The organism is Vibrio sp. 10N.261.46.E11, assembly GCF_041472735.1.
GTDB lineage: Bacteria > Pseudomonadota > Gammaproteobacteria > Enterobacterales > Vibrionaceae > Vibrio.
Map to the genome: position 1 here is coordinate 1 of NZ_JBFRQW010000060.1, position 15,606 is coordinate 15,606.

A 15,606-nucleotide genomic window follows, 5' to 3' on the forward strand; every position below is an offset into this window, starting at 1 on the left:
TTCTAACTGATCGGCATTACTCCTTGTGAGGCTCTTTTTGTATCGATTTATCAAATGACTATGGATTTACATTGCGGTTGATAGGGTTCTGCAATGAAATCAATGTCTCAGTTGATTGAACCTCGTCAATCGCCTGCAATTTATCAATCAGTACGAACTGCAACTCTTCGATTGATTTACACATCAGTTTAACGAAAATGTTGTAGGCGCCAGTGGTGTAGTAAGCCTCAACCACTTCATCTAATGCATTAAGCTTGGCAATGGCTGAATGGTAATCACGGGCTGCATTGAGGTTGATACCAATAAAACAACACACGTCGTAACCAAGCTTCTTGGTGTTTACCACAACCTCGGTTCGTTCAATGATGTCTGCCGATCTCATTTTTTCGATACGAACGTGAATCGTCGCGGGGCTGACATCAAATTTCTTTGCCATTTCAGCATAAGGTGTGCGCGCATCTTCCATCAAGGTTTTGAGAATGGCACGGTCTAGATCATCCAGACGAGCTGTAGTTGTGGACATGCATAATCCTTAGGGTGAATAAAAAACATACCGGCTTTAGTACACATCATAGCCAAGGGTGATAATATTAGCAGCAACTATAGTGTTAGGGTGAATTCAGTGCGATTTTCGTTGTTTTTGATAGTTATGTGTTGGAGTGTTTTCGTTTCAGCTCAAACAAAAGATGTGTTGGTTATTCACTCTTATCATCAAGGTTTTTTCTGGACTGATGATTTCCATAAAGGATTATCAGAAGAGCTGGACCGCGATGGGTTATCGTATCGAGTTGTTTATTTAGATAGTAAACGTACTCAAAATCCAGAATATTTAGAGCGCGTTTATCAGCTTTATCACACCAAGTTGATGCATGAAGAATTTGCAGCGGTTGTAGTGAGTGACAATAACGCCCTTAATTTAATGAAGCGCCTTGCGCCCGATCTCAAAGATACGCCAGTAATCTTTGGTGGCATCAACAATTTCTCCCCTGAAATGATTGAAGGTTTGAACGCGACAGGCATTACTGAAGATATTGATTTGCTGGGTAATATTGAGCTAATTAAGCGCCTTCAAACAAACGTAAAGAAGATATACATTGTTACCGACCATTCCGTAACGGGTGAGGCTATCCGCTCACAAATCGATCGTTCTATTGAGGCTCACCCCAACTTTTCTAATTTGGTGGAGCACTATGTTCCTGATTCTTACCAAGAGTTAATTGCGTTTTCTCAGCGAACCGATCTAGATCAGAGCTTACTCTTTTGGGCCTATTATCGCGATGCTAAAGGTAACGTGAGTAGCGTTGAAGACTGGCGACAATTGAACATTAAAACCCAAATGCCACTGTATATGGTGCACGATTTGGGGCTAGGGTTTGGGGCGATAGGCGGTGTGATTCAAAGTGGTGAAACGCAAGGTCGAGATACGGGACGTGTTTTACTAAAGGTATTAGCAAACCCAAATGAACCTCTGCCTTTAGTCGCTCCTGGCGCATCGGAAATTAAACTCGACTACCAACAGATGTCACGCTGGGGGCTGGGAACTGAGAATGAAGCTTCAATTACTTTTCTCAACAAGCCTCAGTCATTCTTGGTGCGTTATCACGATGAAATTCGAACAATAGGTTTGCTGTTTCTGGTTATGTCGTGTGTTATTGCGACCTTGGTTTACTACCTCAACCGCCTTAAGAAAAGTGAACGTGCTAGCCGACAAAGCCAGCTGTTACTGGAGTCAATATTCGATCAAAGTCTACAGTACATGGGTATTCTTGATAAAGACGGTGTACTGCTGTCGAGCAACAGTAAGCTGCATGAGCTTCTTTATAATCAAGGTTATAAATTGGGAACACCTCTCCAAGAATATTGGGATGATGCCGCGGGCGAAGTGCTAAAGGAGTATTTTGCTGAAAGAAATGATTATCCAACCCTACGATTTGAGGCTGAGGTATGGTGCCGTGATCGTGGTGGAATGGTGCTAGATATCTCTTTGAAGCCGATGCCGATCAGTGAAGAGGAAACCATTCAGTTCTTATTTGAAGCTCGTGATGTTACCTCGAGAAAGCTTGCTGAGAACAAGTTGTTCCAACGTGAAGCTAATCTCAAACTGTATTACGACAAGCAACCGGTGATGATGATTACACTGGATGTCAACAATCGTATTCAACAAGTGAACCAGTTTGCTGAAGAGCTACTAGGTTATCCACTTGATCAGCTGTTAGGGCATCGCCCTAGAGAATTTTATGTGGATGAGAACGCGATGATTCCTCGTCATATCTTGTTGCAACCACAGCACAAAATTCGCGGCGTGTGGCGTCGTGATATCGAGTATCGTCATGCGGACGGTAGAACGATCTGGATTCGTGAAAATATTCGTCCATTGGTCGACTCGGGTCAGCTGTTGATTGTGGGAGAGGATATTACTGAAACCCGCGAACTTTCTGAAAAGTTAGAATACCAAGCGCGTTATGACCTGCTTACAGACACTTTCAACCGCAACCACTTTGAGCAAGAGCTACAAAAGGCGCTGAAAGAGGTTGAGAGTCATATGAGAACTCATGCGATGTTGTTCTTAGATTTAGACCAATTGAAGGTACTGAATGATACTGCTGGGCATGAAGCGGGTGATGCCGCGATCTTATTTAGCGCTAATCTGATAGAAGATGTGCTTCCTTACAATGCTGTGTTAGCTCGGATGGGGGGAGACGAGTTTGCGGTACTCATCAAAGACTGTACTGAGCGAGATGCTGTCAATGTCTGTCACAGTATTATATCGATGATGAGTGAGAATCCATTCTTATGGGGTGATATTCACCTCAATCTTACTTGTTCTATCGGAATTCGATTGATTGACCATACTGCCGCTTCATCACAAATGGTGCATGCACAGGCGGATGCCGCTTGCCATGCCGCTAAAGAGGAAGGGCGAAATCGTTATCACCTTTATCATCTAGATGATGAAGATCTGCGCCGTCGCCATTTAGAAATGGAATGCGTTAACTTGGTACACGAAGCCTTAGCCAATGATCGCTTGGAGTTATTTGCCCAACGTATTCTTGGTCTAGAGGAAAATAGCAACAAAATGCACTTTGAGATACTGGTGCGGATCAAGAACGTCCAAGGTGAGTACATTTCACCGGGGATCTTCATGCCAGCCTCCGAGCGCTATAACATCGCGCATTTGATTGATCGCCAAGTCGTCAGTCAGACGTTGAATTGGTTGGAGCAACGCCCGCATCTCGTTGATGATTTGGGGATGTGTTCGATAAACCTTTCTGGTCACTCGATGGGTAACCGAGAGTTTGTAGAATTCTTGATTGAAAGTTTGGCGAACTCATCAGTGCCTTGCCATAAGATTTGTTTAGAGATCACTGAAACGGCCGCCATGAGTAATATGAAGCAGGCAATCAAGTTCTTTACTCGAATTAAAGAGCTCGGCTGTTTGATTGCTCTGGATGATTTTGGTTCAGGCTTATCGTCATTCGGATATCTGAAGGCATTGCCCGTTGATATTGTGAAAATTGATGGCCTGTTTGTGCGTGATATTGATGTTAACGAGATGGACTATGTGATGGTTCGTTCGATCAATGATTTAGCGAAGCAGATGGGTAAGCACACGGTAGCTGAGTTTGTTGAAAATACTCAGGTTCTCGATAAGTTGATTGAACTCGGTGTTAACTACGCTCAGGGCTATGTTATTGGCCGACCGAAGCCACTGGCCGAGCTTGTTGAAGAGTTAAGGCAAGAACGAGAGATAGAGTAATTGGTTTAGGTAAGAAGACTGAGCTGTGAATACTTTTCACCGCTAATATGTATTGTTGAGGCAATCAGGTAAACTGGTTGCCTCTTTTGTTTTGAATACTACTGTCTGTTGGAGACGACCTTGCAACTACAACTGATTTGCGAAGATGCTACCCAAATCGATCATTTGAATGACTTAGCGACCCGCTGGAACTTATCTCATGATGAAAGCAGTGATTTTGCTTTGGTACTGACTCGTGAGCGACTTGAGCTACGTAAAGTCGATGAACCTAAGCTTGGCGCTATTTTTGTTGATTTAGTCGGAGGCGCAGTCGGTCACAGACGTAAGTTTGGTGGTGGTAAAGGTCAGGCAATTGCTAAGGCGGCAGGTCTAAACAAAGGCGCAACGCCAACTATTCTTGATGGTACTGCAGGCTTAGGGCGTGACGCGTTTGTGCTGGCTTCGTTGGGCTGTAAAGTACAGATGGTAGAGCGACATCCAGTTGTGGCTGCATTATTGGATGACGGTCTGCAGAGAGCACAAAAAGACCCAGACATCGGCGGTTGGGTGAGCGAACGTATGAAGTTGATTCACGCATCCAGTCATGACGCGTTGGATAAGCTGAGCAACGATCCTGACTTCGAACAGCCAGACGTGGTGTATCTCGATCCTATGTACCCACACCCAGAGAACAAAAAGAAGTCGGCTTTGGTTAAGAAAGAGATGCGAGTATTCCAATCTTTGGTTGGCGCCGATCTGGATGCCGATGGCTTGTTTGAGCCTGCGATGAAGCTGGCAACGAAGCGCGTAGTGGTCAAAAGACCGGATTACGCAGCATGGTTAGACGAGCAAAAACCGAGCATGGCAATCGAAACTAAAAAGAACCGTTTTGACGTCTATGTGAAAGCATCAATGACTTAGCTTAAGCATCAATAACTTAGCTACACACTAAGAAAATTTCCTGTCATAAATACGATAAATCACCATTTAACACTTGCGATAGTCGCGTTACGGATGTATATCTAACTAAGAATCATTATTATTCTTAGCTGGAGTTGTAGCATGGCTAAACGCTTTTGTAAGTTAAACCGTCGAGATATCACCGAACACCTAGGAGAGATCCATAGCTTGGTTACTGAACCTAAGTTTGTGTGTCGTTCTTGTGCGCGTTCTTCGGCGGATCAAGCGAACCTATGCAAACCAACCGCAATTCCACCTCTTGGCTGTCAAAATAAACCCGTTGAAGAAAAAGCCGCATGCGGCCTGTTAGCGGAAACATTACCTGCACCCGAGCTATCACTTGCTGAAATCAACGAGACCCTTGAACCTGTTGTTCAAATGTTCGATCCAGCCGTTGCTGATATTGCCGCTGATGTTGTAGATAAAAAAGCATCACAGAAAAAAGCCAAACTGAAAAAACGAATCGCTAATGCGAGTGGTGATGAGAAAGCCGAGCTCAAGCGAGCGAAGAAAGCGGCCAAGAAACAAGAGAAGTACAACAAAAAACTCGCGAAGATGATTAAGAAGCAGCAAAAGCTGTTTAAGAAAAGTCAAAAACTTGAAAGTGATCTTGAACGTATTAACCTACAACTGGATGATGTAGCCTTCACTGAAACCAAGACTCAGGTAGTGAGCCACAGTCACATTCACTGAAACAGATACAAACAGCTTATCGCTACAACGATGATTTAAAAAGAGCGACCTTATAAGGTCGCTCTTTTGCTTTTTGGGGTTATCCGAGCCAATTCATTTAGCTCTGTTCATTTAGCTTAGTTTATTTCACTTAGCTCAGTGAAAGCGGTTAGGCGTTGCTTGTGGATCTCGCAACACGCTTTTTCACCCATGTTTCGTTGACGAACAGAGAGAACAAAATAACCGCGCCGCCAATAGCTAATCGAACTAAATCGACGTCTCTGTTCCAAATCAGGATGTTCACCACAAGGCCGGCTGGAACTAAGGCGTTGTTCATTACGGCCAGTGCACCCGCATTCACCATGCATGCACCTTTATTCCACATAAAGTAACCTAGCCCCGAAGCAATCAAGCCAAGGTAAATCAGGATGCCCCATTGAAGCGTGGTTGTTGGCAGCTTCTCAGGGTTACCTAAGAGTATGAAAGCAACCGAAGCGACGCATAACGCACCCAAATAGAAGTAACCAAATACTGTGCGCTGAGGTAACTCGGTCGATTCCTTCTCCATCACTACTTTGTAAGCAACTTGGCCGATAGCAAAGCACAGGTTCGCACCTTGGACTACGAGGAAACCGACTAAAAAGTTTTCGTTGATACCCGCGAATTTAATGAATACAGCGCCCAATACAGCAATCGCCGCTGTCACTAAATACCACGGAGAGAATTGTCCTTTGAGGAAGTCATAAATAAGCGTGACGTAAATTGGGGTAAAAACGGTAAACAGAAGGACTTCAGGAACGGATAGCAGCAAGAAAGACTGGTAATAGAAGCAGTACATCAGCCCAAGCTGGATACCACCAATCGCCATCAACTTAGCGATCAGCTTACGCGAGATACCTCGAAACTTCAGGAAAGGAAGAAATACAATGCCAGCAAGGGCAACACGCATTAATACAGAGAACCAAGAATCAACCTGACCAGCAAGGTAAACGCCGATCAGGCTAAAAGAGAAGGCCCATAAGAGGGTAACACTAGCTAAATAGCTCATATAAAAACTTCGTTAATAAGATATGAGCTGTATGTTACCTAACCTTAATTCATTAGTCTTCTGAATCTCTTAGAGGCACGACCAGCATATCAACCGGCGAGGCATTGATCAGTTGTCGTGTTGAAGAGAGCAACTTGCTCCAAAAATCTTGATGGTGCCCACAAACCACTAAATCAACATTGAATTCATTGATGGTGTCACACAGTTCATGACTCAGATCGCCGCTGCCCACTAAGGTGTGGGTAATAGGGTATTGAGCGTGTTCTGCAAAATTTTGTAGCTGAACTCGAGATGCTTCCATCGCGTTGTGCTGGGTTTCTGCCATGTTGATATCAATAAGGCCTGTATAGAGCTCTGCATAATTAATATCGATATGGATAAAAGAGACTTTGGCTTCCAATGGCTTAGCCAATGCTACCGCTTTATCCACAAGTAATTTGCTGTCATCTGATAAATCGACTGCGACCAAAATATGTTTGTAACTCATATCGCTACCTCTTCTATTCATTGCCTAACTAAAGACTAGCACTATGCAATGCCTTTTTTTGCTGAAGTGATCTCATATCCACTGTCTTGCGTAATGTTTGCACGAAATATTGGTTAACTAATGGCCTGCGAGATATTCATAAAATAGTGATATAGTAGAGAAAACTGAAGATGTAATTAGGAGTCTTAAATGCTATCAAAAACTATGGTAGAGCAACTGAACGATCAAATTAATCTAGAATTTTTCTCATCCAACCTATACTTACAAATGAGTGCTTGGTGTGAAGACAAAGGATTTGAAGGTGCAGCAGAGTTTCTGCGTGTTCATGCAGTAGAAGAAATGGAACACATGCAGCGTCTTTTTACTTACGTAAGTGAGACAGGTGCAATGCCAATTTTAGGTGCGATTGAAGCGCCAAAACATGAATTTGATAGCCTTGGGGCTGTGTTCCGTGAAACTTACGAACATGAGCAAATGATTACTCAAAAGATCAACAAACTGGCTCACGTTGCTTTCAGCACACAAGATTACTCAACCTTTAACTTCCTGCAATGGTACGTTGCAGAGCAACACGAAGAAGAGAAGTTGTTTAAAGGTGTATTGGATAAGCTAGAGCTTGTTGGTGAAGACGGTAAAGCATTGTTCTTTATTGATAAAGACCTAGCGCAATTGGCAAAAGATGGTTCATCTTCAATTATGGAAGCTCCTGCCGTTTAGGTAGTACGAGAAAGACACTGATTATCTTTTTCTTTTGAGTTTTCTTATGAAGATGTAAGGAGGAAAGGATGATCAGCGGCGACACTATTCTATTTGCACTAATGGTTGTGACTTGTGTGAACTGGGCGCGTTATTTTACTGCGCTAAGAACACTCATTTATATTATGCGAGAAGCACACCCTCTACTATATCAACAAGTAGATGGAGGCGGTTTTTTCACAACCCATGGCAATATGACCAAACAGGTTCGTCTGTTTAGTTACATCAAAAGCAAAGAGTATCACCACCATCACGACGAAGTTTTTACGTCGAAGTGCGATCGTGTAAGGCAGTTATTCATACTCTCTTCTGCTCTGTTAGGTGTAACCTTGCTGTCTTCTTTCATCGTCTAAGTCATTTACTACGATTGAAGTAGAGCTTAGATTTTTGGTGTAAAGCTTCGGTTGTTGGTTCGCCAAGCCAAACAGTGGCTTGCTGCTGTCTGCAAATCGTACAATTGAACATCAATTGCAAAGTTTAAAATTGCCGCTAAAATAGCGAGCAATTAGTAAGGATGTGCTGTTTATGCACATCCTTTTTTATTGATGGCATTTCGAGAACAGGGCGTACTCGGGCTGCACAAGTGAAGAAAAGCAGAACCACATGAGTGAAAAATTTGATGTAATCGTAATTGGTGCGGGCGCCGCGGGCTTAATGTGTGCTGCGGAAGCGGGCAAACGCGGCCGACGAGTGCTGGTGGTTGATCATGCAAAGAAACCGGGCAGAAAAATTTTAATCTCAGGCGGCGGTCGTTGTAACTTTACTAACTATGATGTTTCAGCCAACAATTTCCTGTGTAACAACCCTCACTTCGTGAAGTCAGCTTTATCTCAATACACCAACTGGGATTTTATCTCGATGGTGAGCAAGTACGGCATTGAGTTCGAAGAGCGCGATCACGGTCAGTTGTTCTGTGTGAATGACCACACAGCAAAAGACATCGTGAGCATGCTGCTTGACGAGTGTAAGCAAGCGAAAGTCGAACAACGCTACCGTTGTGATGTTCACTCCATCGAAAAGACCGATTCTGGCTTCAAGATGCACCTCAATACCGACGAAGTTGAGTGTGACTCACTCGTTGTAGCGACCGGTGGTTTATCAATGCCTAAGCTGGGCGCAACGCCATTTGGCTACAAGATTGCCGAGCAATTTGGTTTGTCTGTGATGCCAACTACCGCAGGCTTGGTGCCATTCACTCTGCATAAAGAAGATAAAGAAGCTTTCGCTGAGCTTTCTGGCATCGCAATTCCTGCCGAGATCACCGCGCAAGACGGAACCTTGTTCAAAGAAGCGTTGCTCTTTACCCACCGCGGCCTATCGGGTCCTTCAGTTCTGCAAATTTCTTCGTTCTGGAAAGCGGGTCAGTCGGTTTCGATTAATCTAGTACCTGAAGTCGATGTAGCTGAGTTGCTGGCGAATTCTCGCGAGAAGCACCCAAACCAGAGCCTGAAAAATACCTTGGCGAAAGCACTACCAAAGCGTTTTGTGGAAGTGTTGATTGATCGTAAAGAGATGGAAGACAAGCCGCTCAAGCAGTTCAATGAAAAACAGCTGAATGACATCGTAGAGCACTTAGAAAATTGGAAAATCGCGCCAAACGGTACCGAAGGCTACCGAACGGCCGAAGTAACTCTAGGCGGCGTGGACACCAATCACCTATCTTCAAAAACTATGGAATGTAAGAGCGTCTCTGGCCTCTACTTCATCGGTGAAGTGATGGACGTAACAGGCTGGCTTGGAGGTTATAACTTCCAATGGTGCTGGAGTTCTGGCTTTGCTGCAGGCCAGTGGGTTTAAGTTTTGTGTAGAAACAATAAAGTTCGCCCGTAAGCACTAAAGTTTGCCCGCAAGAGCATTTTGATACAATAAAGTTTGCCCGTAGTGGCTCTGCTTACTATGATTAGTTTAGGCGAACTTTATTGGATGTAGCATGGGACGTGGCCGAAAAATCGAGTCGTTGGATGATTATCAACGGCACTTAAAGAACAAATACGGTATAGGCCAAGGCGCTAACTATAAACCTTGGCTTAGGATTCAGGATGTAAAATCTAAAGGTATACGCTCACTGATTTATGGTAGGAAATCTCAAAGAGACCACCATATGATGTCCTCAATAGAAAGTGAGCACTTTTATCTTGCTGAGTTTTCGAACTGTGTAGTTGATATCAGAGAACAATTTCCTATCTTCCCTCTAAATTTTACGCAGAAAGTTGCTAAAATCCTTGGGGTTAAACACCCTACCCACCCTCATACGAAAGAACCTATTATCATGACAACGGATCAGTTGCTCACGATAGACTCTCCTCAAGGTATTATATATCGCGCTGTTTCTGCTAAATCAGAAGAGGATTCTAGTGATCTACGTGTACTGGGAAAAAATGACATCGAGAGGGTTTGTTGGGAGTTGCTTGGGGTTAAATTCAGTTACTTTACTGGGAATGAATTAACGAGAGTCCAAAGCAGCAACCTTCAATGGGCTACCTCACCTTTCCGTAAGAACCCTGTGGGGTTTTCATCCGAGCATGTTAATTGTGCGCTCTCTATCTTAACCGTTCGGCAGTACTTTATTGAAGACCTTTGTAATCAACTAATCTCATTGAATGTCACTACTCATGAAGATGCTCTATTACTAATTCGTTTCCTAATCGCTGATAGATACATTGAAGTGGATCTTTCTACAAATATGGTTGAATCAGGGCTTATTGACGTAACGTATGTGACTGAACAGCAAGGCGGTATTCTATATGGAGCTTCCTAGAAATAGTGTTTGGAGAGTGAATAATTCGGATCTGCTTGAAGATGGGCTTTATCGTTTGCTGGATATCATGCAAGTTGTTGAGTCTGTCATTTTATACTCGCTAGAGGTTACAACGGTAAGACCTATAGCAGTTTCTCTAGAAGGTTTCATTGAGCTCGTTTCTAGCCGTAAAGCTAAACAAGCTCAGTATGAATTGCCAGCTTATCTATTGGTTGATGAAGAAAACATCCCAGATGAGCACATTGGCCGTAGAGACAAGAATTATAACTTAATCAAAGGTGTTATATCAGATAGTACTTTTATTTTTGATTATGCCACTAAGAAGCGCTCACCTCTGCTTGCTGAATATGCGAAACAAGTTAATGTTGACCGTAAGTCTTTAGCCCGACTACTTTCTCAATATTGGCGAAATGGACAGGACAAAATGGCTCTGCTACCCGCATTTTCGAACAGTGGAGGTTCTGGGCTAGAGCGAATTCCAACAACGAAACCATTGGGAGCACCAAAACAACCAAGAACTCTAGCTGTCGATAGAGTGGCTAAGTATATCGTGAATGATGATGACAAAATTAAATTCAGAAAAGCGTTAAAAAAGTACTACCTTAGAGAGTCAGGTCTGACACTAGCAAAAACCTATGACAATTTACTCAAAGATAGCTATTCAAAAGAGATAAATTTGGCTGAGGCCTGTGGTAGACCTCCTTTAGTCCCAACCCCAAAGCAGTTTAGTTACTGGCGAACAAAGCTATTCAGTAAAGAACAAATAGTCAAACAACGAACCTCAGAGAACGATTACCTCAGAAATAAAAGAGCGGCGCTAGGCAGTATAACTGATCGAAGTTACTTACCTGGAGCTCACTTTGAAATTGATGCAACAGTTGCTGATGTGCATATCGTATCTGAGCTTGGGTCTCAGTATGTTTTAGGGCGTCCGACGATTTATATCGTTGCAGACAGAGCGAGTCGAATGATAGTTGGTATGCATGTATCGCTCTATCATGCTTCATGGCGAGCAGCTCGTCAGGCATTGACGAATAGTTTCTTACCTAAATCGACTTACAGTAAAAGCTTTGGCGTTGATATTGAAGATTCAGAATGGCCTTGTGCCCACATCCCCAATGAGCTGGTTTGTGACAATGGTGAAATGATAGGGGTGCATCCCAATAAAGCACTGACGCCAATGACGAAACTATCGTTTACTCCACCATATAGGCCAGACTGTAAAGGTGTGGTAGAGAAGCGCTTTGATATTCTCAATAAAGAAGTACTTCATGAGTTACTGGGTACAACGAGAGGTGGACAGGTTATACGAGGGAGTCGAGACCCACGAAAAGACGCGATCTATACGCTTAAGGAAGTTACCGCTGAAATAATAAAAGCGGTATTAGAGCATAATCGTTCGATTCTTGATGGTTTAGCTTTTTCTAGCCCTTTGCTTATCGAGAATGACCTATCTCCGACACCTCTTAACTATTGGAAAATACATATCGCAAAGCATCGTCATGAACTTCAATCAGCTAATGGTGATGAAGTTATAGCTAGGTTGTTGCCTTCAGCAGAAGTCAGTATGACTCGAAGCGGAATATATTTTAATGGTATGTATTACTCGTGTTCAGAAGTTGAAGAACTTAATTTGGCATCTGTCGCTAGGTCATCAGGGCGCTGGAGACTAGAGGCGCGTATTGATGAAAATACAACGAATTACATCTATGTTCGCTTAGATAAAAATCGAGAGTTCATTAGGTGTAACCTGCTACCTCGAAGTCGAATGTTGGGTGATAAGTCTATGTATGAATCTAACTTCATTCAGGACTGGCTCGATACCAAGAAAGAACTAACACCAATATCAACGACTTCAATTGATGATCATAAGCATCGCCAAGAAGTAACCCGACAAGCGAAGAAAAGAAGCAAAGATATAGAGAAGGTCTCTTTTAGGGATAATACTGCTAATACTCGTCAACGCCGAAAAGAAGAACTAGAAGCAACCACAAATATGATGGCATCCACCCCTGAGCCTTCAACCACTAATAAAGTGTCTGCTCCCTTATCTACTGGTAACAAAGTTATTCCGTTGCCAAAAGGAAGGAAAAGAAGAACTAGTGGAGGTGAGTCATGAGAATTGAACCTGCTACATATCAAGATGCAATTCTGCCTGAGCATCAAGATAACCCTCTTATAGAAGCGCTTCCAGCTAAGAAAACCTGGGAAAGTGTCATGGAGATTTTTAGCAATTATCCTGACTATTCAGAAGAAATTGCAGATCACCCAGATCCACTGGTACGCGATGAATATCTAAATCGTATTGAAGAAATTAGGCAGCCACTAACTGACTATGAAGAGTGCTTTAGAGCGGTAGAGCGAGCTATAAAAAAGGGTTATTCCGCAAAGAACCCGCTAAGCCCAACCACAGCACAGTATTTGCATTATCTTGTTGATGAAAGGCCTGATATAGAACCACGCACAGGCTTCTTTCGGCCTAAAGGTGACGGACTTACTCTGATTGGTGACAGTGGTGTTGGTAAAACTTCAATGGTGGAGCAAGTTTTAAATTACTTCCCGAATGTTATTGAGCATGAATTATATAAAGGTCAACCATTAGAGCTAAGGAAACAAGTTGTTTGGCTAAAAGTTGACTGTCCTAGTAATTCAAGCGTAAGGGACTTATGTGAAGAGATTTTATCGACATTAGATCTGACCCTTGATAGGGAAAAAACTAAGCCAGCAGGAACAATAGGTGCTTTAGTTCGCCAGTTAGAGCAGAGTATGAAATCAAGTTTTATTGGTATGCTCGTTATTGATGAAATGCAGAATCTAAAGTTCAAGCGAACAGGTGGAGAAAATAACTTATTAAGGTTTTTACACAGATTGATGAATAAACTAGGTGTTCCACTCTTTTTCGTAGCAAATCCTCCATTTGATGAATCATTATTTAAAGAACTTAAGGCGGCCCGCCGCGCTGAAAGTGGCTATCACCACACTATGTCTGTATTGGATCGGGACAGTGCTTCGTGGAATGCCTTTGTGGAGCAGCTATGGAATTACCAATGGACAAACGTTTATACAGAGCTTACAGAGGAGCTTAATGATGCACTTCATACACTTTCGGTTGGCAATATAGATATGGCGAGCCGTACTTACCGAGAAGCACAACGGTTAATTATTGGCGCTGATGATGAGCGAATTACTCCAGCAGCATTAGAGGCAGGCAATGCTGCGGCATGCGGTCTATCAAGACAAACCAGCGAAGTAAATATTCTGAAACGTGCAACATCTTTACCCAAAGGTAAGCAACGCAGCGTACAAAGAACAGAAAAGCCAACTATAAAGACTGTCGACAAAACCGGTGATATCACTAAGCCACAGCATCCGGAGTTTGCTTCTAAAGTTATTGAATTAGTTGACTCAGTTGATCTAAAAAGCCGAATTGATGACCCTGACCTGTTCCAGCAAGCTGCAGGGTTAGAGGACCCTATGCGTTACCTAAGATCCCGAGAAATCGTTATTGACGACCCACTCTCAGAACTCGCCTATAGTTAATTAATAGGTTTATCTAAACAGGAGGTTCATCATGCGGTTGCCTAAAGCACTACCTGATGAGTCTCTATTCAGCCGTATATGTCGTTATTTTGCTATTTGTGAATGTACCCTTGAACAAGCTTTGCAACAACTTGTAGGTGATGGGAGAGCTTCTATTCATCCTTACCTAACATCAAGCATACGTACCATTGCTCAGTTGACAGATGAACCGCCAGAGGTGCTTTTATCACGTCAAACTCTCCGCCCTCTATTTGCTTATTACTTACCACAATACTGTACCGTTATTGAGGAGGTCACTGCTGCTTCAAATGACATCATAAGAGCGAGTCAACTCTCTACATTTCGTGATAAAGAACCTTTATCTGTAAAGTACTGCCCTTTATGCGCTAAAGATGATGTATACAGTTTTGGTGTTGCTTATTGGCACCTAATTCACCAGGTTCCTGGTGTTGAGGCGTGCCCAAAACATGGTGTTTGGTTAGTTCACAATGAGCTTTCAGATCGTAGCCATGCTAATGGTCATTTACTTCCTGATACCGGAATACAACCTATTAGTTGTAATGAGCTAGCGAGGGCATTCTCACTGTTTGTATTCAACAAAGTAAAAAGTATTCAACGTGAGAAACGAAGCGATGAGGTTTGGTCTGATACTTACCTTCGAAATCTGCATTTCAATGGTGGTTTAACACAAAGTGGTCGAATCAAAAGGAAAAAGATAGTAAAAGAGTTATTTGAATTATCAGAAGAGTTGTTCCCCACTTATTCTGATTTCCCCCCAAAGTCATCAGAAGACTATCGTTTTGTTTCATCCCTGCTTTCTGGGCTGTACTCTCAACATCCATTTAAGCATCTATTGTTCGAGTTCTATTTATCTCGTTGTCAGCCTGAATCTAGTATCTTGAACGCTCAGGAAGTTCCAACAAACAAAGAGGAACAATGCTGTGATTTGTTGAAGTCTGGATTATCAATGGCAGCAGTAAGTCGAGAAATTGATAAAAGTAGGTGTTATGTGAAAAGTATCGCTTTGAAGAACAACATTCCTGTTAATTTGAAACCCAAGACAATCACTAAAACTTTAAAAGTTTCGGTAGTTAAGTTAGCCCAAAAAGGCTTTCATCGAGATATTTTAGCTAAGCGTCATGGTATTTCAACGGGAAGTGTAGAACTAATAATCTCTACGACTACAGGGTTGGTTGAATGGAGAAAACGATGCAAGGTAGAGTCGTTACGGCGTAGGTATCGTTGTCAAATAATGCGGTTTGTTGCTGAAAACCCGAGTGCTTATCGGCAACAAATTAAGATTGCTCATGAAGCCGCATTTTATTGGTTGTATATCCATGAGCATGAATGGCTCGAAAGCGTACTTCCAGAAGCAACTCGAACACAGCGTGTTGACAGGGTTGATTGGCATCAAAGAGATAATGTGCTTGTTGACACAATTAACCAGATGTTGCTCTTTTCAAGCGGTAAGCTATCTAGAACTGGACTGGATAAACGGTTAGGTGGGCATGGTTGGCTTATATCAAAGCTAGATAAATTGCCTAGAACAAAAAGGTTACTCATGAAATATAACCGGATTAATTGATGAACAATATATCTCGTTTTAAGTAACCCTATATTATGAATGGATCTTTGCAGAGTATTTTTCA

At 42.7% G+C, this 15,606-nt stretch carries 13 protein-coding genes; 10 read left to right on the plus strand and 3 right to left on the minus strand.

Translation table 11 applies throughout. The annotated features are described in order from the left end of the window. Positions 1-58 precede the first annotated feature (58 nt). Positions 59-523, minus strand: a complete 465-nt coding sequence (asnC, locus tag AB4407_RS17670) for a transcriptional regulator AsnC (protein ID WP_009848066.1) — start codon at positions 521-523, stop codon at positions 59-61. A gap of 126 nt (positions 524-649) precedes the next feature. Here asnC and AB4407_RS17675 point away from each other — a divergent pair, with 126 nt between their 5' ends. The 3 genes from AB4407_RS17675 to AB4407_RS17685 all read left to right on the plus strand — a co-directional run bounded on the left by AB4407_RS17675 (position 650) and on the right by AB4407_RS17685 (position 5,389). After that, a complete protein-coding gene (locus AB4407_RS17675) occupies positions 650-3,757 on the plus strand; it encodes an EAL domain-containing protein (RefSeq protein WP_372121475.1) in 3,108 nt (1,035 codons plus the stop codon). Between the two features lie 120 nt (positions 3,758-3,877). Then, positions 3,878-4,657 carry a class I SAM-dependent methyltransferase gene (locus tag AB4407_RS17680; protein WP_372121476.1) on the plus strand — a complete coding sequence of 260 codons (780 nt, stop codon included), beginning with the start codon at positions 3,878-3,880 and terminating at the stop codon, positions 4,655-4,657. Positions 4,658-4,798: 141 nt separating this feature from the next. Further along, positions 4,799-5,389, plus strand: a complete 591-nt coding sequence (locus AB4407_RS17685; RefSeq protein ID WP_372121477.1) for a hypothetical protein — start codon at positions 4,799-4,801, stop codon at positions 5,387-5,389. A gap of 148 nt (positions 5,390-5,537) precedes the next feature. On the opposite strand, the gene AB4407_RS17690 is transcribed toward AB4407_RS17685, so the two are convergent. Together AB4407_RS17690 and uspA are read right to left on the minus strand one after the other, a co-directional pair. Beyond that, a complete protein-coding gene (locus tag AB4407_RS17690; RefSeq protein WP_086050313.1) occupies positions 5,538-6,416 on the minus strand; it encodes a carboxylate/amino acid/amine transporter in 879 nt (292 codons plus the stop codon). Positions 6,417-6,468: 52 nt separating this feature from the next. Beyond that, positions 6,469-6,903 carry a universal stress protein UspA gene (uspA, locus tag AB4407_RS17695; RefSeq protein WP_009848061.1) on the minus strand — a complete coding sequence of 145 codons (435 nt, stop codon included), beginning with the start codon at positions 6,901-6,903 and terminating at the stop codon, positions 6,469-6,471. 189 nt (positions 6,904-7,092) lie between these two features. Here uspA and ftnA point away from each other — a divergent pair, with 189 nt between their 5' ends. The 7 genes from ftnA (at position 7,093) to AB4407_RS17730 (ending at position 15,542) form a co-directional block, all read left to right on the plus strand. Continuing rightward, the gene (ftnA, locus tag AB4407_RS17700) at positions 7,093-7,620 is read left to right on the plus strand and encodes a non-heme ferritin (protein ID WP_004735556.1); all 528 of its coding nucleotides are present in this window, start codon (positions 7,093-7,095) and stop codon (positions 7,618-7,620) included. A gap of 68 nt (positions 7,621-7,688) precedes the next feature. Further along, a complete protein-coding gene (gene uspB / locus AB4407_RS17705; RefSeq protein WP_009848060.1) occupies positions 7,689-8,012 on the plus strand; it encodes a universal stress protein UspB in 324 nt (107 codons plus the stop codon). A gap of 250 nt (positions 8,013-8,262) precedes the next feature. After that, positions 8,263-9,456 carry an NAD(P)/FAD-dependent oxidoreductase gene (locus tag AB4407_RS17710; protein WP_372121478.1) on the plus strand — a complete coding sequence of 398 codons (1,194 nt, stop codon included), beginning with the start codon at positions 8,263-8,265 and terminating at the stop codon, positions 9,454-9,456. A 133-nt stretch (positions 9,457-9,589) separates the two neighbouring features. After that, positions 9,590-10,417, plus strand: coding sequence for a TnsA endonuclease N-terminal domain-containing protein (locus AB4407_RS17715; RefSeq protein WP_372121479.1), 828 nt, complete (start codon positions 9,590-9,592; stop codon positions 10,415-10,417). After that, a complete protein-coding gene (locus AB4407_RS17720; protein WP_372121480.1) occupies positions 10,404-12,536 on the plus strand; it encodes a transposase in 2,133 nt (710 codons plus the stop codon). Before AB4407_RS17715 ends, AB4407_RS17720 begins: the two co-directional genes overlap by 14 nt. Continuing rightward, positions 12,533-13,957: an ATP-binding protein gene (locus AB4407_RS17725; RefSeq protein WP_372121481.1), complete on the plus strand. Its 1,425-nt coding sequence runs from the start codon at positions 12,533-12,535 to the stop codon at positions 13,955-13,957. Before AB4407_RS17720 ends, AB4407_RS17725 begins: the two co-directional genes overlap by 4 nt. Positions 13,958-13,988: 31 nt before the next feature. Next, on the plus strand, positions 13,989-15,542 hold the full coding sequence (locus tag AB4407_RS17730; protein ID WP_372121482.1) for a TnsD family Tn7-like transposition protein: 1,554 nt from the start codon (positions 13,989-13,991) through the stop codon (positions 15,540-15,542). Positions 15,543-15,606 lie beyond the last annotated feature (64 nt).